The organism is Pseudomonas monteilii, assembly GCA_001534745.1.
GTDB lineage: Bacteria > Pseudomonadota > Gammaproteobacteria > Pseudomonadales > Pseudomonadaceae > Aquipseudomonas > Aquipseudomonas alabamensis.
This window is the reverse complement of sequence record CP013997.1, coordinates 829,874-852,264: the sequence shown is the minus strand read 5'-3', so window position 1 is coordinate 852,264 and position 22,391 is coordinate 829,874. Positions and strand designations below refer to the sequence as shown.

Sequence of the window (22,391 nt, the reverse complement as noted above, 5' to 3'; positions counted from 1 at the left end):
CTTACTCCTCTGCCCCAGCAGCTGGTTGCATACTCGACTCCGCACCCTTGGTAGTGGCCACGTCCTTGCTACCTTCGTGGCTGAGTGGCTTGCCGCGGTTCATGCCTTCGTACTTGTCGACGATGGTCTGGAACAGGTCGGCCGGCACTTCGCCGTACAGCTCTACCGGGTTGTTTTCGCTAGGTTTGGCCAAGGCTTCGTACTGCGCCTTTTCCAGCTTCTTCGGCGACTGCTTGACTTCGTTGACCCAGGCGTCGAAATCGGCTTGGGACGTTGCAGTGGCCTTGAACTTCATGCCGGTGAAGCCGGCGCCGCTGTAGTTCGCCGAGATACCGTCGAACTCACCGTTCTCGTTGGCGATCAGGTGCAGCTTGGTGGTCATGCCCGCCATCGCGTAGATCTGGCCGCCCAGACCTGGGATGAAGAAGGAGTTCATCACGGCGTCAGAGGTCACGCGGAAATTCACGGGCGTGTTGGCAGGGAAGACGATCTTGTTGACCGTGGCGATGCCTTGTTCTGGATAGATGAACAGCCATTTCCAGTCTAGCGCGACCACGTCGATTTGCACGGGCTTCACGTCGGAATCCAGTGGACGGTACGGGTCGAGCGAGTGGGTCGTCTTGTAGGTCACGACGCCCAGGGCGATGATGATCAGGATCGGGATCAGCCACACGGCCGCTTCGATCTTGGTCGAGTGCGACCAGTCGGGCGTGTAGGTGGCGGCCTTGTTGGTGGCACGGTACTTCCAGGCAAAGACCAGGGTCATGATGATGACCGGGATCACGACCAGCAACATCAGGCCGAACGCGATCAGGATCAGGTTCTTTTGCTCAATGCCGACCTGACCTTTCGGGTCGAGCAGGGTCCAGTTGCACCCACTGAGTAAAAGCATGCCTAAAAAGGGCAGAATGCCAAACAGTCTGGGGTAACGCTTTTTACTCATCTCACGACCTCTAGATCAGCTTGCTTCAATGCAATTATGTTTTGGTCACCAACACTTCGTCCTGCCAAGCGTCAGCATGTGGTGCGAATGCGCTCGTGCCGGGGTGTTCGACTGCTGAAACGCGGCATCGAGCACAGTTGCGGTGTCATATGGCTTCGTAGGCTTAGCCCGTACTGCAGACCAAGTCCATTTGGTGCGAGAAAACGCGGAGGGAGATCCGCCCGGTATCGCCGTTGGGCGACGCTTGGCTAAGTCAGCAAAAAGGAGCCTTGGCTTCCTTCAATCCTGCGACTTGCAAGCAGTGCCGAACGGAAATTGGGGGCGATTGTAGATAGGTCGTAAACCCTTGACTATGACTTATTGAGCAACAGTCTCTTGCGAAAACTGTAACAATAAGCCGCAAAAAATCAGGTTCGCGACAGTTTGTCACACCCCTTTCACACCCCTTGCAGCCCTTCTATTTCAAGGCTTCGGTCGATTCGAACGGGATTAACCACAGGATTTTCAGGGCCACTCGGCGGGTCGCTCGACTTGCGCAAGTGGCGCGCTTGGTCTAGGGACGGCGGCGGTTACGAACGATGCCTGCAGGCACCAGCACAGCGGTCAGGACGAAGGCCAGCAACGCCCACTGGGCCAGCGACAACCCCAGCACGGGGGGGTAGGGCGTGGTGCAGAATCCATCGACCTGGAACACCAGCGGCCAGACCTTGGCCAGGGGCAGCTCATCGACGATGGGCTGCAGGACATCGATGCCGCAGCTGACATCCGGGTTGGCGAGTATATACACATGGCGGCCGGCTGCAATCACCCCGCCGATCGCGCTGAGCACCACAAAGCCTTCGAACAGTGTGACACCTCGGGCGGTGGGCATGGCGGCCCCGATGAACGCGAACAGGGCGATCAGCAGCAGTGCATACCGCTGCAGGATGCACAGTGGGCAAGGCGCTTCGCCCAGCACGATCTGCATGTACAGCGCCCCGCCGATCAACGCCAGGCAAATGAGCCCCAGCAGTGCCAGAAAGCGCCGTTCACGGTTCAGGCGCGAGGTGTAGTCGTTCATTGCGGTTTCCTTCGGTGGACAAGACGGTGCGCAACACTGCTGAGCCGCGAACGTTCGTAGGGCACCGCCATCCAGTCTGTCCGGGAGGATTCAGACCGGTCTTTGCGCGAACGGTTCACGACGCATCCGCATGAAACGAGCGGCCACGGCGTGACGCCGCGACGTGCGGTAGCCGTTGCGAGTGAAGGATACAGGGATTAACCGTCGATTAAAGATGAAACGTGTTCGTATTTGAAACGACAAGGGACTGGCACTTGCAAGCCGTTCAGCGTGATTACCCTGTAGCCTTCGAAAGTCAGAAGCCCTTCGCGGGGAAGCTGCGCGATCGGCGCAAGGAGCAACGCAGCGCCTGATCGACAGGCGCGCTGAGCGTGCAACTTAGCCAAAGAGTTCGCTGTGAGAACCTAGATCGACAAAGGTCAGCATGCGACCATCGTCCTCGTACACCAGCAGAAAATCTCCACCGATGTGACACTCTCGGGCCCCACCCCAGTTTCCTTGCAGTTCGTGATCCAAATACTCTGGAGGCAGTGGCTGCCCCTTGAAGAGTAACGCCATGACCTCGACAGCTTCGTTCATATTCCTCACCCCGGCGCGCTCGTAGCGTTGCCAAGACTTCTTGAACTCACGGGTGTACGCGACGCTTCTTGGCAGTGCGGCCCGCTTCGACGTGTGCGTCTTCGCCTGCTTCGCCATCCAAATCCTCTACCATCTCTTCTATCGAATAAAACTGACGGCGAATTTCACGAGCCTGAACGAGAGCTCGCGCGGTTTTTTCGCTGGGCACACGTACCTCGAAAGGCAGTCCTTGTGTGGCAACAACCTGGCGAAGAAAAAGACGCATTGCATCACTGACGCTGAGACCACAACTCTGCAAAACCGCAGTGGCACGCTCCTTCAAGTCCTCTTCGATGCGGCAACGCACGTCAGTGGTTTTCAGTGCGGTAGCCATGACATCACCTCCACTCATAATGTAGCTACATCGTAGCAACGTACGAGTATGCTAGCCGGTTGCTCGGTATTGAGCAAGGTTGCCGCGATAGCGATCCTTTTTTCAAAACGTTGACAGTAGCTCTAGGCAAAGCCGGAGATCCCATCATAGCCGCGCCATACGACGCACTTGGCGAAACGCCTGATGCGTCAGTTACCACTGGTGTGGCATTCAAGCCAACGCAGCAGCCGGCCCGAAGTGCTCATGGTGCATCTGCGATTCAGGCACGCCCAGTGCCTGGAGATGACGGCGCACGGCAGCCATGAACGGTTGCGGCCCGAGGTAGTACACCTGCGCCTCCCTGGGCAGCCAGCGTTCGAGCAGCGCCTGGTCCAGCAGACCGATGGCATCGGCGCCTGGCGTACCGTCGCTTTCGGCGTAGCAGTAGAACCGCTTGAGCTGCGGATGGCGTGCCGCCAGCGCATCGACCCAGTCGCCGAAGGCGTGCACCGCCGCATTGCGTGCGCAGTGGATGAACGTCACCGGACGTCCTTGTTCGAGCGCGGCCTCGAGCATGGCCAGGGTCGGGGTGATGCCGACGCCGCCGCTGATCAGTACCAGTGGGCCCTGCCCGTCTGCCAGGGTGAAGTCACCCGCTGGCGGGAACATCGGCACCGTATCGCCCACCTGCAGGTGATCGTGCAGGTAGTTGGACGCCGTGCCGCCGGGCTGGCGCTTGACGCTGATCCGGTACTGTCGACCATCGCAGCGCGAGGACAGCGAATAGTTGCGCCGCTGCTCGACGCCGTCGATGAACAGCTGCACGCCGATGTACTGGCCGGGTTCGGCCTTGAGCACGGGCTGGCCGTCCACCGGCTCGAAGTAGAACGAGACGATCTCCTGGCTTTCCCGCTCGCGCCGCACCAGCCGGAAGGACCTAGCGCCACGCCAGCCCCCGGTGGCCTGCGCCTTCTGCCGGTAGAGGTCTTCCTCGGCCCCGATGAGCAGGTCGGCCAGTTGCTGGTAGGCCGCCGCCCAGGCATCGATGACGGCCGGTGTGGCGATGTCCTCACCCAACACTTCACGGATGGCACGCAGCAGGCAGGTGCCGACGATCGGGTAATGCTCGGGCAGGATCTGCAAGGCCACATGCTTGTTGATGATCTGCCCGACCAGACCGCCGAGCTGTTCGAGTCGGTCGATGTGTCGCGCATACATCAGCACGGCGTTGGCCAATGCGCGGGGCTGCGCGCCACTGGCCTGGTGCGCGGGATTGAACAGCGGGCGCACCTCTGGGTACTCGTCGAGCATCATGGCGTAGAAATGCGTGGTCAACGCTTCGCCGCCGGTTTCCAGCAGCGGGACGGTGGCCTTGATGATCGCGCGTTGTTGGTCATCGAGCATGGCAGTCACTCCAAAGGGCAAGGTAGCCAGGAATCGGATGCAGGGGCCTCTTCAGGAACCGTGCCAACCCCTTTGGCCCTGTAGACAGGGTGTCTTGATGCAGGTCAGGTCATAATGACCCTCGATCCGGTAGAGTCTTACCGACTACCAGGAGTCATTATGACCTCGAAACCTTTGCTGACGGCGCTCTTGCCCTTGGTCAGCGACCTGTCTTGCGACCTGCCCGACCAGGAGCGCTACCGGCGCCTGCTGCACGCCATGCGCGCGTTGCTGCCATGCGATGCGGCGGCGTTGCTGAAGCTGGAGGGCGAGTGGCTGGTGCCGCTGGCGGTCGACGGCTTGTCGCCCGACACCCTGGGCAGGCGATTTCGGATCAGCGAACACCCTCGGTTCGCGATCCTGCTCGAGCATCACCACCCCACACGGTTCGCCAGCGACAGCGAGTTGTCCGACCCTTATGACGGTTTGATCAACGCCCCCGACGTCGACCTCGAAGTGCATGACTGCATGGGCTGTCCGTTGAGGGTCAACGACCGGCCGTGGGGGTTGCTGACGCTCGACTCGCTGACACCGGGTCAGTTCGGCGCCGTCGAACTGGACGCCCTGCAGGCGTTCGCCAGCCTGGCCGCCGCGACCGTCACGGTCGCCCAGCGCATCGAACACCTGGCCCTGCGCGCCGAGGATGCCCAACAGCGGGCCGAGGTCTATCGTCAGGCCGGTGGTCAGCGTCAGGAGATGATCGGCCAGAGCCCGGCGCACCAGCACCTGCTTGATGAAATCCGCCTGGTGGGTGCGAGCCCGATGACGGTGCTGATCACGGGCGAGACCGGAGTGGGCAAGGAGCTGGTGGCGCAGGCGCTGCACCAGGCCAGCGACCGGGCGCACAAACCGCTGATCAGTCTCAACTGCGCGGCGTTGCCGGAGACATTGGTTGAAAGCGAGCTGTTCGGCCATGTGCGGGGCGCGTTCACGGGCGCACACGGGGAGCGGCGCGGCAAGTTCGAGCTGGCCCATGGCGGCACCTTGTTCCTGGACGAGGTCGGCGAGCTGTCGCTTACCGTACAGGCCAAGCTGCTGCGCGTCATGCAGAGCGGCCACCTGCAGCGCCTGGGCTCGGACCGCGAGCATCATGTGGACGTGAGGCTCATCGCGGCGACCAACCGGGACTTGGCCGAGGCCGTGCGCGAGGGACGCTACCGCGCCGACTTCTACCATCGCCTGAGCGTGTACCCCTTGCAGGTCCCGCCGCTGCGCGAGCGTGGGCGCGACGTGCTGCTGCTGGCCGGCTACTTTCTTGAGCAGAATCGCTCGCGCATGGGGCTCAATGGCCTGCGGCTGAGCCAACCGGCGCAGACGGCCCTGCTTCACTACGCCTGGCCTGGCAATGTGCGCGAGCTCGAGCACCTGATCGGACGCTCGGCGCTCAAGGCGCTGGGCCGCCAGGAACGGCGTCCGCGCATCCTGACGCTGGAGGTCGCCGATCTTGACCTGGGCCCTGCGACGCCTTCGTCCGTAGTACCTGCCGAACCACCCTCCCCTGCCGTACCCGAAGGCGGATTGCGCCAGGCGCTGGACGATTACCAACGGCAGGTGATCGCAGCCTGCCTGGCACGTCAGGCGGGCAACTGGGCCGCCGTGGCGCGCGAGCTGCAACTGGACCGGGCCAACCTGAACCGGCTGGCCAAGCGGCTGGGTGTGCGCTGAGCAGGGCCGTCTATCCTTATAGAGTGCACGACTGCGCAGCAGGGCTGCCGTGCAGCCCATCAGGCGCACAGACAGCGCTCCGGGGTGGCAGTGGCTCACCACTGCCCTGCCGCCCTGCGGCTCAATATCGTCGCTGCCGTTAAAGCCAGCCTCGTGCAGGTCGATAACCTGACAACCTGTCCACTCGAGCCCGACGATCACCATGCCCACCCGAAACGCCCGTGCGGACGCTCTGTCGCTGCTGCTGTTCACCCTGCGCAGTGGCAAGCTGATGGCGATCAACCTGCTCAAAGTCAGCGAAATCATCCCTTGCCCCGTCCTGACCGTGCTGCCGCAATCGCATCCGCACGTGCGAGGCGTGGCGACCCTGCGTGGCCAGGCGCTGTCGGTCATCGACCTGTCCCGTGCCATCGGCGAGCGCCCCTTGGCCGATCCGCAAGGGGGCTGCCTGATCGTCACCGACATCAGCCGATCGCGCCAAGGCCTGCACGTGCAGTCGGTCAGCCGAATCATTCATTGCCGCAGCCACGACATCAAGTCGCCGCCCCATGGGTCAGGCCGCAGCGCCTTCATCACCGGCGTCACCGAGGTCGACGGGCAACTGGTGCAGGTCCTGGACATCGAGAAGGTCTTGCAGGGCATCGTTCCGCCCAGTCAGGACCCTCCTGTGGGCGCCCTGGACCATGATCAATCGATGCTGCTGGCCGCAGCCAACATCCTGGTGGTCGACGACAGCCTGGTGGCGCTGCAGCAATCGGTGTTCACCTTGCGCAACCTGGGCATCGAATGCCGTACGGCGCGCAGCGCCCGCGAAGCCATCGACGTGCTGCTGGAACTGCAAGGCACCGACAAGGAGATCAACATCGTGGTCTCAGACATCGAGATGTCGGAAATGGATGGTTACGCCTTCACGCGGACCTTGCGCGAGACGCCGGACTTCCAGCACCTCTACGTGTTGCTGCATACGTCGCTGGACAGCGCCATGGCCGGCGAAAAGGCCAGGCTTTGCGGCGCCAACGCCATCCTGACCAAGTTCTCGTCCCCGGAGCTGACCGATTGCCTGATGACGGCTGCCGAGGCCGTGGTCTTCGCCGAGCGCTGACGTCGTTCACGACGGTCGGAACGGTCGGACAGGACGCCTCGGCAACGAAGCTTTGAACCGACCACGCGATTGGCATTACTCTGTGGTCAACGTCATGCCCACGCGAGACCGCCATGAAACGCTTCATTCTTCCCCTGCTGGCCTGCCTGGTATCGGTCGGCACCGCCCAGGCCTCCAGTGAACAGGCCTGGACCGAACACCGTCAACAGGTCCTCAAGACCTGCCTGGCCGCCAGCCAGTTCAAGGACGCCCACGTGCGTGGCAAACCGGTCGAGTTCGAAGACCAGGTCGGCTACAGCGCCCTGGTGCTCGAAGGCACCTACCCACAAAAGCACCTGAACAAACGCACCGGCACCGAATTGTGCCTGTTCGACAAGCAGCAGCAACGTGCCTTCGTCAGCGAGTGGCAGGCCTCGTCACTCAAGGGTCGGCTGATCCGCTAGAAACGGCCCTGTCCTTTCGTCGTCCCACTGCTGGCTTTCCGAGCGCTGAAGCGCCGACCGGCCTGCCTCCTGCGCGAGCTTGAATCGCTCAAGCTCGCCGCTTTCAAGAAGATACCCACCACTTTCGGGTGAATTATTACCTGAAACGCAATAGTCATTCTCCAGCCGGTCGCTGTTTAAACGTCCGTTTCACGCCTACCGTAGGGGCATTCAACCGATACTTGCCTGGCAAGAAGGACGTGTCTCATGTCGATCCATTCCAAACTCGTGTGCGTTTCCCTGCTGTCCACGCTGTTGTCTTCACCTTGGGCGATGGCCGAAGAATCACCGGCGTTCGTTGCGCGCAACGCAGCGCTCGACGCGACCCATCAGGCTGCGCGCGAAGCGTTCGCCGCACAGCGTGCCGAAGGGCTGCAGGACGCACAGCAGACCGCTTCCAAGGCGCACGACAGTACCCAGGGCGACAGCTGACCCACGTGTCGACGCACCTGCCGGTACGCCAATGGCGTCGCGGCACGAATCGTTTCGGTGTGGTAGTTTACCCAGCCGCTGGTCGACCGGCGGCTTTTCTTTCGTGTGCTGTTCATCCCTTCGCGGTGTGTACGTTCCTGACGAGAAAGTAGCCGGGCCGACAACACGACCTGTCCACCCTCTCGTACAAAGGAGCCCGTACCGGTGCCCATCGTGTCCCGCTTCACGCCGCTTTTCGTTGCAATGGCTGCAACGATTCCTGCTGCCGCTCACGCGGCTGACGAACAGCCCGAAGGCTTCATCGAAGGCGCTTCGCTGAACGTCAACGCACGCAATGCCTATTTCAATCGCAACCAGCTCAACCCAGGCAATGCCGACAACCGCGAGTGGGGGCAAGGCTTCGTCGCGCGCTTCCAGTCCGGCTATACACCCGGCACGGTAGGCTTCGGCCTCGATGCACATGCCATGCTGGGGCTGAAGCTCGATGGCGGTGGCGGGCACGCCGGGACCAGCATCCTGCCGCTGCATTACCAGGACGACGGCGAACTGGGCAAGGCGCCAGGCGCCTTCTCCACGGCAGGGGCAGCGATCAAGCTCAAGGCGTTCGACACCGAACTCAAGGCCGGCGACCTGTTCCTCACCAACCCGGTGATCGCCGGTGGCGAGACGCGCATGCTGCCGCAGACCTTCCGTGGGGTCAGCCTGACCAACACCAGCATCGATGGGCTCATGCTCGAAGGCGGCCAGGCCAGCTTCACCAAGCCTTACAATCAGAGCGGACACCGTCGTATCGACACGTTCTACGGCACGCTGGCCGACGGCAGCAAAAGCCATCATCTGAACTGGGCCGGTGCGACCTGGAGCGGTACACCGAACATCACCGCCAGTCTGTATGGCGCCGAACTTCAGGACATCTGGAACCAGTACTACGCCGATTTCGAGTACATCCATGTCATCAACGACCATGTCAGCCTCAATCCTGGGTTCCATGTCTACCATACCCAGGACACTGGCAAGGCGCTGCTGGGCACCATCGACAACAATACCTACAGCCTGCACCTGACCCTGGACGTCGATGGCCACAGCGTCACGGCCGCTTACCAGCGCGTCAATGGCGACACCCCGTTCGACTACATCAACCAGGGTGACAGCGTCTTCCTCGACAACTCGCGGATGTACTCGGACTTCAACGGGCCCAACGAGCGCTCCTGGAAGCTGCAGTACGGCTACGACTTCTCGGCACTGGGCTATCCGGGGCTGAGCACGACCCTGTCCTACTCACGGGGCGAGATCGACCTGACCAAGGCCGATCGCAGCAGCAGCGGCTACGGCAACTGGTACAACCCCGATGGCAAGGACGCCCACCACTGGGAGCGCGATCTGGACGTGCGCTACGTGGTTCAGGAGGGTCAGTTCAAGGACCTGGCCGTGCAGCTGCGCTACGCCAGTCACCGGGGCAGCCAAGGGTATTCGTGGGTCGACAACGATGTCGATGAATACCGGGTGATCGTCGACTACCCGCTGAACATCTTCTGACAGCAGGACGCTGTCCCCCAAACGGAAAGAGGCAGTGCTGTCGGCTTGGCGGAACGTAGTCGCGCCAGCGTCGAGACACTGCCTCTATCCGGTGATGACTCACGGCGTACAGCCGTGAGCATCGATATCAGCCCTCCTGTGTCAGAAACGCAGCCTGCGTTCCGGGCGACACAGGAATGGGCCGTGAATCAGGAGTGCTTGGCCTTGGCGATTTCACGATCGCGCAGGGCTTTGACTTCGTCATGATTCTTCTGCACGCCTTCGAGCTGCTTGCGCACCAGGGCGTACGGGCCGCTGCCGGTCGCTGCCGTGGTGGCGGTGCTGGTCAGGCCATCGGTGGCGCCGACGTGAGTGGCACCTACACCAGTGGTGACGGTGGTGTGGCCGACGGCAACATCACCATGGCCCAGCTTGGCCAGCTTCTCGACGGCATCCTTGTAGGCTTTCAGCGCGTAGTCTTCACCACGCTCCAGCTCTTCGAAGACGGCCTTGTCTTCCTTGCCGGTCAGGGCCGACTTCAGGTTTACCCAGCCGCGGTGCAGGTCGCCGGTGAAGCTGGTGGACGTCTCTGGGTCACCGCCCAGCGAACGCACTTCGGCCTGCAGTTCGCGGGCCGCCTGTGCACAGCCTTCAGCGCGCTGGCGAGCGAACGCTTTGAGCTCTGGATTCTTCAGATCATCAACAGCCTCTTCGAAACCTTTCTGGCCGTCCTTGCTGTACTCGATCAGGTTGTTCAGTACATCAATCACTTCTTTGTTTGGATTGCTCATGGCTCAAACTCCGTGGCAGTTGATAGTCCCTATATGTGAGAGCAGCCTTCGTGCCAGGTTCAAAGAATTTTCAAGACCTAGCAAAATCAACACGTTAGCAGCAAGAACGGCGCCTGGTCAGGTGGTGTTCTGCATGATGGCGACTTCAGCCATCATGCAGATTGCAGTATCGTGCACGCTTTGCCCGGCCCGGGAGGCCTGCCGTGAACCCTGAAGCGCTTCAATCACTCGTCGAGCGGACCATGCCGTTCGGCAAATACCAGGGCCGCACCCTCGCCGACTTGCCGGGCGATTACCTGGCCTGGTTCGCACGCAAGGGTTTTCCGGAAGGAGAACTGGGGCGGCTGCTGGCCCTGATGCACGAGATCGACCACAACGGGCTGGGCGCCCTACTCGAGCCGTTGCGCCGCACGCGATGATCGGCACCTCATCGTTGCGCCCTACAGGCCGAAGGCTCTGACGCCACGACCCTCATGGGGCTGCAGCGTCAGAGCCTTCGGCTTTTTCGGTAGGCGTCGTCAGGACCGCGGTCGAGCCACCGCCACCCGCTCCGCACGACGCGAGGGATGGCTCAGGGCGCCGCCGAGGCCACGGTCATCTCGACCTTTTCACTGCGCTTGATCACCGCATAGATCACGGCGGTCAGTACGCTGCCTGCAAGGATCGACAGCAGGTACAGCATCGCGTGGTTGATCGCGTTGGGGATCAGCAGCACGAACAGCCCGCCATGGGGTGCCATGAGCTTGCAGCCGAAGTACATGGTCAAGGCACCGGTCAGCGCGCCACCGGCGATGCTCGCCGGGATCACCCGCAACGGATCCTTGGCGGCGAACGGGATCGCCCCTTCGGAGATGAAGCACAAGCCGAGCACCAAGGCCGCCTTGCCGGCCTCACGCTCGCTCTGGGCGAACTTGCGCCGTGCCAGGAAGCTGGCGATACCCAGGCCGATGGGGGGCACCATGCCCGCCGCCATGGTCGCGGCCATCGGCGCGTAGCTGGACGAGGCCAGCAGGCCCACCGAAAACGCGTAGGAGGCCTTGTTGATCGGCCCCCCAAGGTCCACGCACATCATTGCGCCCAACACCAGGCCCAGCAGCACGGCGTTGGTGGTACCCATGCTGTCGAGGAAGTGCGTCAGGCCTTCGAGCATGGCGGCCACCGGGTGACCGACCACGTAGATCATTACCAGGCCGGTGAACAGGCTAGCCAGCAACGGGATGATCAGGATCGGCTTGAGCGACTCCAGGCTGCTGGGCAGTCGCGCCCAGCGGGCGATGGCCTTGGCGCTGTAACCGGCCAGGAAGCCCGCGACGATACCGCCGATGAAGCCCGCCTCGAGGTTGCTCGCCAGCAAGCCGCCGATCATGCCCGGCGCCAGGCCCGGCCGGTCGGCGATGGACCAGGCGATGTAGCCAGCCAACAGCGGCACCATCAGCTTGAAGGCCGCCTCGCCACCGATCTGCATCAGTGCGGCAGGCAGGGTCCCGGCTTCCTTGTAGGCCTCGATGCCGAAGACGAAGGACAAGGCGATCAACAGACCGCCGGCCACCACCATCGGCAGCATGAACGACACACCGGTCAGCAGGTGCTTGTAGACGCCGGTCTTCTCGCTGCTCTTGGCCTCGCCGCCCGCTGCCTGACCCGCGCTTTCCACACGGCCTTCGGCCAGGGCCTTGTCCAGAGTTGCACGGGCCTGCTTCAGGGCGATACCGGTACCGCAGCGATAGATGCGCTTGCCGGCGAAACGCGTGGTCGGCACCTCGATGTCGGCGGCCAGCAGCACCACATCGGCGTCGGCGATGGCCTCGTCCGGCAGTGGATTGCGCGCACCCACCGAGCCCTGGGTCTCGACGTGGAAGGTGTAGCCGGCCTGGGCAGCCGCCTGTTGCAGGGCTTCGGCCGCCATGAAGGTGTGCGCGACACCGGTCGGGCAGGCGGTGATGGCGACGATACGTGGCGTGCTCGTGCCTGCTTGAGGCGCGGCAGGCGCCGACGCCTGGTGCACATGGGTGTTGGCCGCCGCTTCGTCGAGGAAGCGCTCACGGTCGGCCAGGGCCTCGGCCGGGGTGGCCTGGTACAGACGCTTGCCGTCGAAACGCGCCAGGTCCACAGGGCCGGTAGCGACGACCAGAACCCAGTCGGCCGCCTCGATGTCGGCCGACTCTACCTGCGGGCTGGCGTGCTGTGGATCCTGGATCTCGACGTGGGTGTGCCAGCCCCGGGCATGCGCGCTGGCGGCCAGCAGGCGTGCGCTGAGCACGCTGGACACCTGGCCATTGGGGCAGGCGGTGACAATGACGATGTTCATCGGCAAGCCTCGTGTAGGGAAGTGAGTTGAACGCCTGCCTGCAAGCATTCGAGCTGCGGACGGTCATGGATGCCGAAGCCGACCTGGGTCACCGCCTGGGCGGCGATCGCCGTGGCGCGACGCAAGGTCTGCTCGGCCGGCTCGCCGCTGAGCAGGCCGTGCACCATGCCGGCGACCAGCGAATCGCCGGCGCCCACGGTACTGGCCACGCGCACGGTCGGCGGCTTGGCGTGCAGGGTCTGCCCGGACGAGAACCAGCTCACGCCCGCCTCGCCCTGGGACAGCACCACGTGTTCGACGCCTCGCTCGAGCAGGCGTGCCACGGCCTCTCGGCGCGCGGTCGACTCTTCGAGTGGCACACCCAGCGCGTCGGCCAGCTCTTCGGCGTTGGGCTTGACCAGCCAGGGCGCGGCGTCGAGACCGGCACGCAGGGCCTCGCCACTGCTGTCGAGCACCACCTTCAGGCCCTGCTCGCGCAATTGCACCAGCAGTTGCCGGAACCACTGCGGGCTGACGCCCCGGGGCAGGCTGCCCGCGACGACCACGGCGTCATGGCCGACCGCCAGGCTTTCCAGCCGACGCAGCAGCGCTGTCTGCGCCTCTTCGCCGACCTCCGGCCCCTGGCCATTGACGTCGGTGACCCGGCCATCGGCTTCCACCAGCTTGAGGTTGCTGCGCGTCTCGCCCGGCACGCGGATGAACCCGTCGGTAAAGCCACGCACCTGCATCAAGGCTTCGAACGGCTGCAGGTTGTCGCAGCCGAGAAAGCCGCTGACGGTCAAGGTATTGCCCAGGTCCGCAAGCACCTGGGCCACGTTGAGGCCCTTGCCTGCCGCATGGGTCGCCTGGCCCTGGCTACGATTGACATGCCCGGCGCGCAAGGCGTCCAGGGTGATGGTCACATCCAGCGCCGGGTTGAGCGTGACGGTAAGTATCTTGGCCATCAGTGAGCCTCCACCAGGGCACGAACGGCCTGCGCACTGTCCTGGGCCAGCGCGTCGCGGGCCAGGGCGCGCGCGGCCTGGTAATCGGTTTCGCGCACCAGCGCCTTGACTTCCGGAATGCTGCGCGCCGAGACGCTCAGCTCATCCACTTCCAGCCCGAACAGGATGGCGACCGCCTGCGGGTCCGCCGCCAGCTCGCCACACACGCCGACCCACTTGCCTTCGGCATGGGCGGCGCGCACGGTCATGTCGATCAGCCGCAGGACAGCCGGGTGCAGACCGTCGGCCTGGGCTGACAGGCTGGCATGGCCGCGGTCGATGGCCAGGGTGTACTGGGTCAGGTCGTTGGTGCCGATACTGAAGAAGTCCACCTCTCGGGCCAGTTGCGGTGCCAGCAGGGCAGCCGAGGGCACCTCGACCATGATGCCCAGTTGCAGGTCGGCCACCGGGATCTCCTGGCGCAGTCGTTCGACCATCGCGCGCGCTTCGCGCCACTCGTGGATCTGCCCGACCATGGGGAACATGATCCGCAGCGGCCGTGAACCCGCGGCCAGCAGCAAGGCCCGCAGCTGATCTTCCATCACCTGGGGCCGCTGCAGGGTCAGGCGCACGCCACGCACGCCCAGGAACGGGTTTTCCTCGGCCTCGATCGGCCAGTACGGCAGCGGCTTGTCACCGCCGACATCGAGCGTGCGTACCACCAGGGGGCGCCCGTCCAGACCGTCCAGGACGCGCGTGTACTCCGCTTGCTGGGTCGCCACGTCCGGCGCCTGGGCATGGGCCATGAAGATCAGCTCGGTGCGCAGCAGGCCGACCCCTTCGGCGCCACAGTCCACGACCTTCTCCAGCCCCGTGCTTTCGCCAATGTTGGCGAACACTTCGATGGCCTGGCCGTCGCGACTGACGGCAGGCTCCATGCGACGTTCCCAGGCGGCCTGCAAGCGACGCTCACGGGCATCGCGCTCGGCCAGGGCCCGGGCCAGCTCGTCCGCGGCCGGCGCGACGCTGACCTGACCCCGCTGACCATCGAGCAGCAAGGCGGTGCCGGGCTCCAGCAGCAGCACACTGTCGCCTGCGCCGACCACGGCCGGAATGCCCAGCGCCCTGGCGACGATCGCGCTGTGCGCCGTGGCGCCCCCATGGGCAGTCAGGATCCCGGCCACACGCGCCGGGTCGAGCCGTGCCACGTCCGATGGACCGACCTCGGCCATGACCAGTACGTAGGGCTCGGTCGGCTCCTCGGCTTCGACGATGCCGCACAACTGGGCCAGCACACGGCGCCCGATGTCGCGCAGGTCGGCGGCACGTTCGGCCAGCAAGGCATCGCGCAGCGATTCCTGCTGCCGGGCAGCCGCCTCGATGACCCCCATCCAGGCCGCGGCGGCGCTTTCGCCCTGGCCGATGCGCTGTTCGATCTCGTCGGTCAGCCCTGGATCAGCGAGCATTTCCTGGTGGGTGACGAAGATCTCGCCGATCGCCCGATCGCTGCGCTCGATCAGCCGTTGCAGGTCGGCATTGACGGCCGCGATGGCCTGCTCGAGCTTGACGCGTTCCTCGCGGGGCGACTCGCCTCGCGTGGGGTAGTCGATGGTCCGCTCGATACGCAGGTGCGCCGGGCCGCTGGCGATACCAGGCGCCGCCGCGACACCTTGGATCCGCGTGCCCGCAGCTGGCGCGCGTGCGATGGGTTCAGCCACGGCGGACGCTGCCGGCTGCACCACGCTTTCGCTGGCCTGCACGGGCTCGACGGTTTCGCCAAGCCCCTCGCCGATCGCTGCCAGCAAGGCGGGCAGGACGTCTGCCGCGATCGAGGGCTCGGCGCTCAGCTCCAGGGTCTGGCCACGTTGAGCCCCCAGGCTCAGCAGTTTGCTCAGGCTCTTGGCCGACACGGCCGGTTGCCCGCTTTCCACCACACGCACCCGCACATCGCCCTCGAAATCCTTGGCCAGCTGCGCCAGCACCTTGGCCGGGCGGGCGTGCAGCCCGTGGGCATTGGCCAGCACGATGCGTTCGCTCGGCCAGTCGGCTGGCACCTGCTCGCCCAGAACCTCCAGGACCGCGCGACTGCTGGTGGCCTGGTACAGCATCTGACCACGGCCTTCGATCAGCACCTGGCACAGGCGCTCGAGCAAGGCCTGGTGGGCGGCGCCCAGGCTGGCCAGGCAGAACAGGCCGTTGAGCGGCTGCCCGCGGTAGGTCTGCGGTTGTTGTGCGGTGACGAACGCCAGGCCAGGCTGGCGCACGTGGCGCTCGCTGTGCAGCCACCAGAGCCCTTCACCCAATGGCAGGGGCTCGGCCTGTTGCAGCACGCCGGCGAAGCCTTCGTCGGCACAGCCGGCGCGCTGCAACAGCCGCGCGCCACGCCAGGCCAGTTCCTGGAAGTCTTCGGCCGGTTGCTGCAGGCCGATCAACTGGGCGTCCAGGGCCAGCTCCTTCGGCGCGCCCTGCAACAGCTTGAGCAGGGCCTCGGCAGAGCTGGCACGGCGCAGGGCCTCGGCCAGATCAGTTTCACCCAGGGCACGGGTCAGCAGTTGCAGCAGCCGAAGGTGTTCGTCCGAACGTGCGGCGATGCCGATCGCCAGGTAGACGATCTGCCCGCCCCCCCAGTCCACGCCCTCGGGGAACTGCATCAGGCGAACGCCTGTGGTGAACACCAGTTCGCGGGTGTCCGGCGTGCCGTGCGGAATGGCGATGCCTTGCCCGAGGAACGTCGACCCCTGGGCCTCACGGGCTTCCAGCCCACCGAGATAACCCTCGGCCACCAGGCCGTCGGCGACCAGGCGGTCGGCAAGCAGGCGCAGCGCGGCGGGCTTGTCGGCCGCCACCTGCCCCATGGCTATCTGCTCTTTGGCGAGCTCTAGCATGACCTTCTCCTTTACGGTACCCGAATGCGGTACCTGGTATTGTTGTGAGTACAGGGCGGGAACGTGTCGCTGATCCCCGGCAGGCGTGAAGACGGTGACAGTAAGCGCCTGCTGAAACGATTAACCTGATTAAACCGGCCACGTTACTCGATATTCGGTCGGCAAAAAAGCCCAGCCTGTCGCCCATGCCCCCTGGACGCCTGGCCTTGTCGCGGTTGTAGCCAGTATGGCCCATCCTCGGGGCGAGGCTTTCACCGCCACCGGCCATCCGTGCGACAGGCCGCAGATGACGTACAACGTCTGACTTTCTCGAGACAACGGCGTTACCATGACGTCAGACAACTACGACATTGGTCGCCTGCGCTGGGTGCAGCGGATCGGCAAGACTGTCGAGAAAGGCCGGACTGTCGGTCATGACAAGGAATCTGTGGTGAAACTCAGCGATATCGCTCGACTGGCGGGAGTCTCCGTGACCACCGCCAGCTACGTCATCAATGGCAAGGCCGAACAGCAACGCATCAGCCAGGCCACGGTCGAGCGTGTGCGCGCGGTGGTCGAGGCCCATGGGTTCACGCCTAACCCGCAGGCTGCCGGGCTGCGCAGCCGTCACACGCGAACCTTGGGCTTCATTCTTCCCGACCTGGAAAACCCCAGCTATGCACGGTTGGCCAAGCAGCTGGAGCAAGGCGCGCGGGCGCGGGGCTACCAACTGCTGATCGCCAGCAGCGACGATCAACCCGAGAGCGAGCGGCAGTTGCAGCAGCTGTTTCGGGCGCGGCGTTGCGATGCCCTGTTCGTCGCCAGTTGCCTGCCAGCGGACGATGACAGTTACCGCACGCTGCACGCCCAGGGCCTGCCGATCATCGCCATCGACCGGCACATGGACCCTGCGCATTTCTGCTCGGTGATCAGCGATGACCAGGAGGCCAGTCGGCTGCTGACCGCCAGCCTGCTGGCCACCGCCCCCCAGCGCATCGCGCTGATCGGCGCGCGTCCGGCGCTGGGCGTGAGCCAGGCGCGCCTGCGGGGGTTCGACCAGGCCTTGCAGGCCTACCCCGGGCAGGTGGCGCATTACGAGGGCGAAGCCTTCAGCCGTGACTGGGGCGAGCGCCTCATGCAGCGCCTGATCGATGACTTCGGCGGGCTGCCCGATGCCTTGGTGACCACTTCGTACGTGCTGCTGCAGGGCGTGTTCGACGTCTTGCGCACCTGCGGCGACGATTCCCGGCACCTGCGGCTCGGCACCTTCGGCGACAACCAGCTGCTGGACTTCCTGCCGCTGCCGGTCAATGCCATGGCTCAGCAACACGGCCTGATCGCCCACACGGCACTGGAGCTGGCTGTGGCCGCCGTGGAACAAGGGCGCTACCAGCCCGGCGTGCACGCGGTGGCCCGTACCTTCAAGCAACGCCTGCTCAAGGCCTGACCATGCGCCTGATCGACACCCACACCCACCTGGACTTCGAGGATTTCGATCAGGACCGTCTCCAGGTCCTGGCCCGGGCTCGGTCAGGGGGCGTGGAGCGCATCGTGGTGCTGGGTGTCTACCAGGCCAACTGGCAGCGGGTCTGGGACCTGGCCTGTAGCCAGGAGGCGGTCCATGCCGCACTTGGCCTGCACCCGGTCTACCTCGACCAGCATCGTCCCGAGCATCTGGTCGAACTGCGCGCCTGGCTCGACCGCCTGCACAGCCAGAAGCGCCTGTGCGCCCTGGGCGAATTCGGCCTGGACTACTACCTGCCCGCCCTCGACAAGGCTCGCCAGCAAACGCTGTTCGAAGCGCAATTGCAGCTGGCCGTGGAATTCGAACTGCCACCTTTGCTGCATGTGCGGCGCAGCCATGCCCAGGTGATCGCCACCCTCAAGCGCTACCGCATGCCCAGGCCAGGCATCATCCATGCGTTCGCCGGCAGCGTCGAGGAAGCGCGTGAATACATCAAGCTGGGCTTCAAGTTAGGCTTGGGCGGCGCTGGCACCTGGCCGCAGGCGCTGCGCCTGCAGCGTACCCTGCCCCAGCTTCCCCTGGACAGCGTGGTACTGGAAACCGACGCCCCGGACATGGCGCCGTCGATGTTCCCTGGGCAACGCAACAGCCCGGATCATCTGCCCCAGATCGCCGCCGCCCTGGCCCAGGTCATGGGCATCGAGCCTGATACGCTGGCGCAGGCCAGCAGCCGCAATGCCGATGCCGTGTTCGACTGGTAGGGCCGACAACCGGTTCAGGCAAGCACCACCGCCACCGCCAGGCCGACATACCACAGCACGGCGCTACGCTGCAGCAACGCCCACTGGCTGTCCAGGTAGTCCAGCCCAGGCTGGCCTGCCCGTGGACCGATAGGCGAATCGGCGGCCTGCCCTGCCTTGGCCAGCAACGTTGCCGCCGGGAGACGCCAGGCCAGCACTTCCTGCAACAGCAGGCGCATGACGGCGACGAAATGGCCGACCAGGGCGAAGCTGACCACCAACACCCTGGCCGGTATCCAGTCCAGCCCATGACGCAGCCGTGCGGCATGGACCACCAGGCCCTGTCGGCGACCGTGGTGCTGGCACAGGGTCAGCAAGCGGAAACCCAGGGCACCTGCCGGCCCGAGCACCGCGTACCAGAAGATCACCGCGAAGAATCCATCGTAGACCCGCCAGATCAGGTGGCCCTGAACGCGCCCCAGCACCGACTCGGTGTCTTCCTCTCGAATGCCCAGATCACGTTCGGCCGCATACAGACTGGCCTGGCTGTCGCCCCGGCGCCAGGCATCGCGGAAGGGTCCGAGTGCGCCCTTGGCCTGCCCTCGCCCCAGGCTGTAGAGCAGCACCAGCACGTGCACAGGCAATGCCAGCAGGCCATACGCCACGGGCTCGAGCACGTGCAGCAGCCAGGCCAGCAGGCCTACCGGAACGAGCACCAGCACAGCCAGTACGCCAAGAGACGGCATCGTCTCATCGCGCTCCAGGCGCGCCAGTTCACGCAGAAACCACCCGTCCCGTTGAAGCCGCGGACGCCAGGCCGAAAACTTCTCGATCCCCAGGATCAGGATCAGCACCAGAAAACTCATGAAAGCACCTTGTCGCTCAGGTCAGCCTCGAACCGTGCCCAGTCGAAGGCTGGCCCCGGGTCGGTCTTGCGCCCTGGGGCGATGTCGCTGTGGCCCTGGATACGCGCTGCGTCGATGATCGGCCACGTGGCCTGGATGAGCCGGGTAAGCTGGGCCAGCACCCTGTATTGAGGCTCGGTATAGGGTTCGTCATCGGTGCCCTCCAGCTCGATGCCGATGGAAAAGTCGTTGCAGCCTTCGCGGCCGTCGAAGCAGGACACGCCGGCATGCCAGGCACGGTCGAGCAAGGAGACGAACTGGGTCACCTGCCCCGTGCGCTCGATGAGCAGGTGCGCCGATACGGTCAGCCCACGCAGGCCTTCGAAATAAGGATGCTCGGCCGGGTCCAGGCGATTCTGGAACAGGGCCTGGACCTTGCCCGTGCCGAAGCGACCCGGCGGCAGGCTGATGTTGTGGATGACCAGCAGGGAAATCGGCTCGTTCGCCGGGCGGGCGTTGAAGTTCGGTGAAGGGCATCGTACGACGTCCGTGAACCAGCCGGTCGCGGGGTCCAGTTGCATGATCGTTCCTGCATCACGGAAAGGAGGCGCCAGTATGCCGTGAGGCCCTGGCGCTTGCATGAAGATTCAGTGCAAGGACTGCCCGCGCAACTGGGTCAGGACACGCGGCCAGCAGCGCTCGAATACCGGCCCGTCTTCCAGCAACCGGACTTCGCCGCGACGCATGGCCATGGTCAGGCCTGCGCGTGTCCATTCGCGGACCTTGCGCCCTCCCTGGTGGGTGAACACCAGCCGATCGGCGTCGTCCAGAGACGCTACCAACTTGCAGCGATCGGACTCGCCATCGTCGGTGACGATCCACTGCCCCGTGCGGAGCGCGCGCACGCTCAGCAGCGAAGGGTCGTCCGCCGCCGGCTGCCAGAGGGGGCCACAGATGCTCTCCTGGGGCACGGCCAGGACGATTTCGTCCTGCACATGCACCAGCGCCTCCTGAGCATCCTCGCCTTCCTCCGACGGGCTACAGGCGCGCAGATGCAGTTGCTGCAGCCGCTGGAAGAACGTGCTCATGGCAGTCGACTCCATGGCCACGCCTGCCAGCCCTTCACGCAGGGCCTTGAGCAGCCCTGGGACGCGCTCGAGCAGCTCCTGCCTGGCCAAGGTCTGACGATGAGGCGCCACGCTCAGCAGCAGCGAGTCCATGGTCGCCAGGGCCTTGGACCACGGCAAGGAACGCTCGCCATGCTTGAGCCAGGCCATCAGCAACACCTGGCTCCAGCCAGTGACCAGCATGTCCACCACCATATGCGGTACGAAACGGCCATGCAGCCGCAGGTTGAGTTCGCGCTGCACGCTTTGCCGCGCCTGCAACCAGCGCAGGCGGCCTTCCTCGGCGTCGCGGACACGCTGTTCGAGCCTGGCAGTACGCTGCCGCTCTTCCTCCACCCGCACCAGGCACTCGTTCAGCACCGCGTTGAACAGGCCCATGTCCTCGGTGAAATCGGCCACCAGACGATGGACCAGGTGCTCGAGCACCACCTGCACGCCTTCGGGGGACTGTTCACCCTCGTCGCTCCAGCCCATGCCGGTGTCGGCCAGCGCCTGGATCAGGCGCCTGGCCGGGTGGCCTGGGTGGTCGAAGAATCCTGGCTGCATCAACGCGGCTTTCATCACCGGAATCCGCACGCGATCGATGAGCGCCTTGAGCGATCGCGGCAGATTCGGGTCCGCCAGAATCTGGTCGAAGGACAGCCCCACCAGGTCGATCACCGCTTCGTCGTGCTCTGTAATGCAACAGGTCACGGCACCCCGCTTGGTGATGTGCGACAGGGCCGACCCGAGCTGTTCGACGACGTCGAAGAGGGCTGGCGTTTCAGGCGCAAGGGCACGCTGCTGCAACGCCGTGAGCAACCGGAGCAGGTCATGCCCCTCGATCACCTGCAGGCCACGACCGCCCGAGGCACCGGACGACAACCGGCCCCGGCGCGGGGTCAGCAAGGCGTAGGCCGTGGTGAAGCACTCGCCATCGACGCCCTGGTCCGGTGCCAGGTGGGTGTCGTCCTGATTGGCAGGCCGCGCGCTGCTCATGCGCTGACCATCCTGGGCACGCCGCCGGGGCGCAGACTTGAGCGCGCCCAGGACACCGGCGGCCATGAGCATCTGATTGCTTTCGGCATACATCAAATCCACATCACGCAAGATGCAGCGTTCGAAGAGTTTCACCAGGACCAGCTTGACCTTGGCGCTGACACTGAGCATGTGCACGATCCTCAGGAAATAGTCGCCCAGGCAACGGGGGCCCAGCGGGTTGTGCTGCATGTCCAGGGGCGCTTCGAGCAGGTGATGAAAGCGCACATTCAAATGGTGCAGGGCCTGGCTGTCGCGTGCGACCGCCCGCTCGACCAGGGTTTCGAGCACCAAGGCCGACTCACGGTAGTCCGGTGGATTCCAGCTCTGCTCCACGGAGCGCGTTGGCCAGGTCGCCGCACGGGAGCGGCTGATTTGATAGAAGGCGTCATGGAACATATCCATAAACGTGCGCTCTAAATGTTTGCGCTGCTGACGAATCTCGTGCATGGCATCGAGCATCAGCCGTCGATCATGGTCGCAGAGGGCCTTGTCGGCCAGTTCGAAGAGCGTATCGTCAGCAATGTCGAACAGCGTGCGCATGCCTTGGTGCAGCTGCAGGGCCGCCTTGTCGCGCACCTGCACGACCAGCATGGGCAGCCCTGGCTCGACGGCACGAAGGCCGTGCCGCATGGCCTGCGCCAGGTTCACAACATTGCTTTCCTTGTACATCCCGATCTCCTTGACAGGGCGTGTCATCGACGCTGCTGCGGGTCCGTATTCACGAGGCCAATCGGC

19 protein-coding genes are annotated in these 22,391 nt (G+C 64.6%); 8 read left to right on the top strand and 11 right to left on the bottom strand.

Translation table 11 applies throughout. The annotated features are described in order from the left end of the window. Nucleotide 1: 1 nt before the first annotated feature. From APT63_03845 to APT63_03830, 4 genes are all read right to left on the bottom strand, one after another. The gene (locus APT63_03845; protein ID AMA44814.1) at nucleotides 2–943 is read right to left on the bottom strand and encodes a cytochrome ubiquinol oxidase subunit II; all 942 of its coding nucleotides are present in this window, start codon (nucleotides 941–943) and stop codon (nucleotides 2–4) included. A 553-nt stretch (nucleotides 944–1,496) separates the two neighbouring features. Further along, complete coding sequence (locus tag APT63_03840) at nucleotides 1,497–2,003, bottom strand: disulfide bond formation protein B (protein AMA44813.1); 507 nt, start codon at nucleotides 2,001–2,003, stop codon at nucleotides 1,497–1,499. A gap of 378 nt (nucleotides 2,004–2,381) precedes the next feature. Beyond that, a complete protein-coding gene (locus tag APT63_03835; GenBank protein ID AMA44812.1) occupies nucleotides 2,382–2,699 on the bottom strand; it encodes an addiction module toxin RelE in 318 nt (105 codons plus the stop codon). 466 nt (nucleotides 2,700–3,165) lie between these two features. Beyond that, complete coding sequence (locus APT63_03830; GenBank protein ID AMA44811.1) at nucleotides 3,166–4,338, bottom strand: nitric oxide dioxygenase; 1,173 nt, start codon at nucleotides 4,336–4,338, stop codon at nucleotides 3,166–3,168. Between the two features lie 159 nt (nucleotides 4,339–4,497). Here APT63_03830 and APT63_03825 point away from each other — a divergent pair, with 159 nt between their 5' ends. The 5 genes from APT63_03825 to APT63_03805 all read left to right on the top strand — a co-directional run bounded on the left by APT63_03825 (nucleotide 4,498) and on the right by APT63_03805 (nucleotide 9,594). Continuing rightward, nucleotides 4,498–6,042 (top strand): nitric oxide reductase transcription regulator, encoded by a 1,545-nt coding sequence (locus APT63_03825; protein AMA44810.1) that lies wholly within the window; start codon nucleotides 4,498–4,500, stop codon nucleotides 6,040–6,042. A 202-nt stretch (nucleotides 6,043–6,244) separates the two neighbouring features. After that, nucleotides 6,245–7,144 carry a chemotaxis protein CheW gene (locus APT63_03820; GenBank protein ID AMA44809.1) on the top strand — a complete coding sequence of 300 codons (900 nt, stop codon included), beginning with the start codon at nucleotides 6,245–6,247 and terminating at the stop codon, nucleotides 7,142–7,144. A 113-nt stretch (nucleotides 7,145–7,257) separates the two neighbouring features. Further along, the gene (locus tag APT63_03815; GenBank protein AMA44808.1) at nucleotides 7,258–7,587 is read left to right on the top strand and encodes a hypothetical protein; all 330 of its coding nucleotides are present in this window, start codon (nucleotides 7,258–7,260) and stop codon (nucleotides 7,585–7,587) included. Nucleotides 7,588–7,833: 246 nt separating this feature from the next. Beyond that, nucleotides 7,834–8,058 carry a hypothetical protein gene (locus APT63_03810; protein ID AMA44807.1) on the top strand — a complete coding sequence of 75 codons (225 nt, stop codon included), beginning with the start codon at nucleotides 7,834–7,836 and terminating at the stop codon, nucleotides 8,056–8,058. Nucleotides 8,059–8,301: 243 nt separating this feature from the next. After that, nucleotides 8,302–9,594 (top strand): porin, encoded by a 1,293-nt coding sequence (locus tag APT63_03805; GenBank protein ID AMA47784.1) that lies wholly within the window; start codon nucleotides 8,302–8,304, stop codon nucleotides 9,592–9,594. A 188-nt stretch (nucleotides 9,595–9,782) separates the two neighbouring features. On the opposite strand, the gene APT63_03800 is transcribed toward APT63_03805, so the two are convergent. Then, complete coding sequence (locus APT63_03800; GenBank protein ID AMA44806.1) at nucleotides 9,783–10,364, bottom strand: aldehyde dehydrogenase; 582 nt, start codon at nucleotides 10,362–10,364, stop codon at nucleotides 9,783–9,785. A gap of 203 nt (nucleotides 10,365–10,567) precedes the next feature. Here APT63_03800 and APT63_03795 point away from each other — a divergent pair, with 203 nt between their 5' ends. Then, entirely contained in the window at nucleotides 10,568–10,783 is a 216-nt protein-coding gene (locus APT63_03795) for a hypothetical protein (protein ID AMA44805.1), read from the top strand. A gap of 152 nt (nucleotides 10,784–10,935) precedes the next feature. On the opposite strand, the gene APT63_03790 is transcribed toward APT63_03795, so the two are convergent. Genes APT63_03790 through APT63_03780 form a run of 3 tightly spaced genes read right to left on the bottom strand, consistent with a single transcriptional unit; the run spans nucleotide 10,936 to nucleotide 16,480 of the window. Beyond that, entirely contained in the window at nucleotides 10,936–12,672 is a 1,737-nt protein-coding gene (locus APT63_03790; protein ID AMA44804.1) for a PTS fructose transporter subunit IIBC, read from the bottom strand. Next, complete coding sequence (locus APT63_03785; protein ID AMA44803.1) at nucleotides 12,669–13,616, bottom strand: 1-phosphofructokinase; 948 nt, start codon at nucleotides 13,614–13,616, stop codon at nucleotides 12,669–12,671. The genes APT63_03790 and APT63_03785 overlap by 4 nt, the downstream gene beginning before the upstream one ends. Next, the gene (locus tag APT63_03780; GenBank protein ID AMA44802.1) at nucleotides 13,616–16,480 is read right to left on the bottom strand and encodes a PTS fructose transporter subunit IIA; all 2,865 of its coding nucleotides are present in this window, start codon (nucleotides 16,478–16,480) and stop codon (nucleotides 13,616–13,618) included. The genes APT63_03785 and APT63_03780 overlap by 1 nt, the downstream gene beginning before the upstream one ends. A 430-nt stretch (nucleotides 16,481–16,910) precedes the next feature. Here APT63_03780 and APT63_03775 point away from each other — a divergent pair, with 430 nt between their 5' ends. Next, nucleotides 16,911–17,906, top strand: coding sequence for a transcriptional regulator (locus APT63_03775; protein ID AMA47783.1), 996 nt, complete (start codon nucleotides 16,911–16,913; stop codon nucleotides 17,904–17,906). Between the two features lie 2 nt (nucleotides 17,907–17,908). After that, nucleotides 17,909–18,685 carry a hydrolase TatD gene (locus APT63_03770; GenBank protein AMA44801.1) on the top strand — a complete coding sequence of 259 codons (777 nt, stop codon included), beginning with the start codon at nucleotides 17,909–17,911 and terminating at the stop codon, nucleotides 18,683–18,685. Nucleotides 18,686–18,699: 14 nt separating this feature from the next. Here APT63_03770 and APT63_03765 read toward each other — a convergent pair whose 3' ends face one another. The 3 genes from APT63_03765 to APT63_03755 all read right to left on the bottom strand — a co-directional run bounded on the left by APT63_03765 (nucleotide 18,700) and on the right by APT63_03755 (nucleotide 22,325). Further along, on the bottom strand, nucleotides 18,700–19,530 hold the full coding sequence (locus APT63_03765) for a hypothetical protein (GenBank protein AMA44800.1): 831 nt from the start codon (nucleotides 19,528–19,530) through the stop codon (nucleotides 18,700–18,702). Next, nucleotides 19,527–20,090: an N-acetyl-anhydromuranmyl-L-alanine amidase gene (locus APT63_03760; protein AMA44799.1), complete on the bottom strand. Its 564-nt coding sequence runs from the start codon at nucleotides 20,088–20,090 to the stop codon at nucleotides 19,527–19,529. The genes APT63_03765 and APT63_03760 overlap by 4 nt, the downstream gene beginning before the upstream one ends. 66 nt (nucleotides 20,091–20,156) lie before the next feature. Continuing rightward, entirely contained in the window at nucleotides 20,157–22,325 is a 2,169-nt protein-coding gene (locus tag APT63_03755; GenBank protein AMA44798.1) for a hypothetical protein, read from the bottom strand. Nucleotides 22,326–22,391: the final 66 nt, after the last annotated feature.

What these genes read in the sequence shown, in the direction of transcription:
- APT63_03820 (AMA44809.1), top strand. Translation starts at nt 6,245, where the DNA reads ATGCCCACCCGAAACGCCCGTGCGGACGCTCTGTCGCTGCTGCTGTTC.
- APT63_03790 (AMA44804.1), bottom strand. Translation starts at nt 12,672, where the DNA reads ATGAACATCGTCATTGTCACCGCCTGCCCCAATGGCCAGGTGTCCAGC.
- APT63_03755 (AMA44798.1), bottom strand. Translation starts at nt 22,325, where the DNA reads ATGTACAAGGAAAGCAATGTTGTGAACCTGGCGCAGGCCATGCGGCAC.
- APT63_03800 (AMA44806.1), bottom strand. Translation starts at nt 10,364, where the DNA reads ATGAGCAATCCAAACAAAGAAGTGATTGATGTACTGAACAACCTGATC.
- APT63_03835 (AMA44812.1), bottom strand. Translation starts at nt 2,699, where the DNA reads ATGGCGAAGCAGGCGAAGACGCACACGTCGAAGCGGGCCGCACTGCCA.
- APT63_03765 (AMA44800.1), bottom strand. Translation starts at nt 19,530, where the DNA reads ATGAGTTTTCTGGTGCTGATCCTGATCCTGGGGATCGAGAAGTTTTCG.
- APT63_03760 (AMA44799.1), bottom strand. Translation starts at nt 20,090, where the DNA reads ATGCAACTGGACCCCGCGACCGGCTGGTTCACGGACGTCGTACGATGC.
- APT63_03810 (AMA44807.1), top strand. Translation starts at nt 7,834, where the DNA reads ATGTCGATCCATTCCAAACTCGTGTGCGTTTCCCTGCTGTCCACGCTG.
- APT63_03840 (AMA44813.1), bottom strand. Translation starts at nt 2,003, where the DNA reads ATGAACGACTACACCTCGCGCCTGAACCGTGAACGGCGCTTTCTGGCA.
- APT63_03815 (AMA44808.1), top strand. Translation starts at nt 7,258, where the DNA reads ATGAAACGCTTCATTCTTCCCCTGCTGGCCTGCCTGGTATCGGTCGGC.
- APT63_03830 (AMA44811.1), bottom strand. Translation starts at nt 4,338, where the DNA reads ATGCTCGATGACCAACAACGCGCGATCATCAAGGCCACCGTCCCGCTG.
- APT63_03825 (AMA44810.1), top strand. Translation starts at nt 4,498, where the DNA reads ATGACCTCGAAACCTTTGCTGACGGCGCTCTTGCCCTTGGTCAGCGAC.
- APT63_03785 (AMA44803.1), bottom strand. Translation starts at nt 13,616, where the DNA reads ATGGCCAAGATACTTACCGTCACGCTCAACCCGGCGCTGGATGTGACC.
- APT63_03770 (AMA44801.1), top strand. Translation starts at nt 17,909, where the DNA reads ATGCGCCTGATCGACACCCACACCCACCTGGACTTCGAGGATTTCGAT.
- APT63_03805 (AMA47784.1), top strand. Translation starts at nt 8,302, where the DNA reads ATGGCTGCAACGATTCCTGCTGCCGCTCACGCGGCTGACGAACAGCCC.
- APT63_03780 (AMA44802.1), bottom strand. Translation starts at nt 16,480, where the DNA reads ATGCTAGAGCTCGCCAAAGAGCAGATAGCCATGGGGCAGGTGGCGGCC.
- APT63_03845 (AMA44814.1), bottom strand. Translation starts at nt 943, where the DNA reads ATGAGTAAAAAGCGTTACCCCAGACTGTTTGGCATTCTGCCCTTTTTA.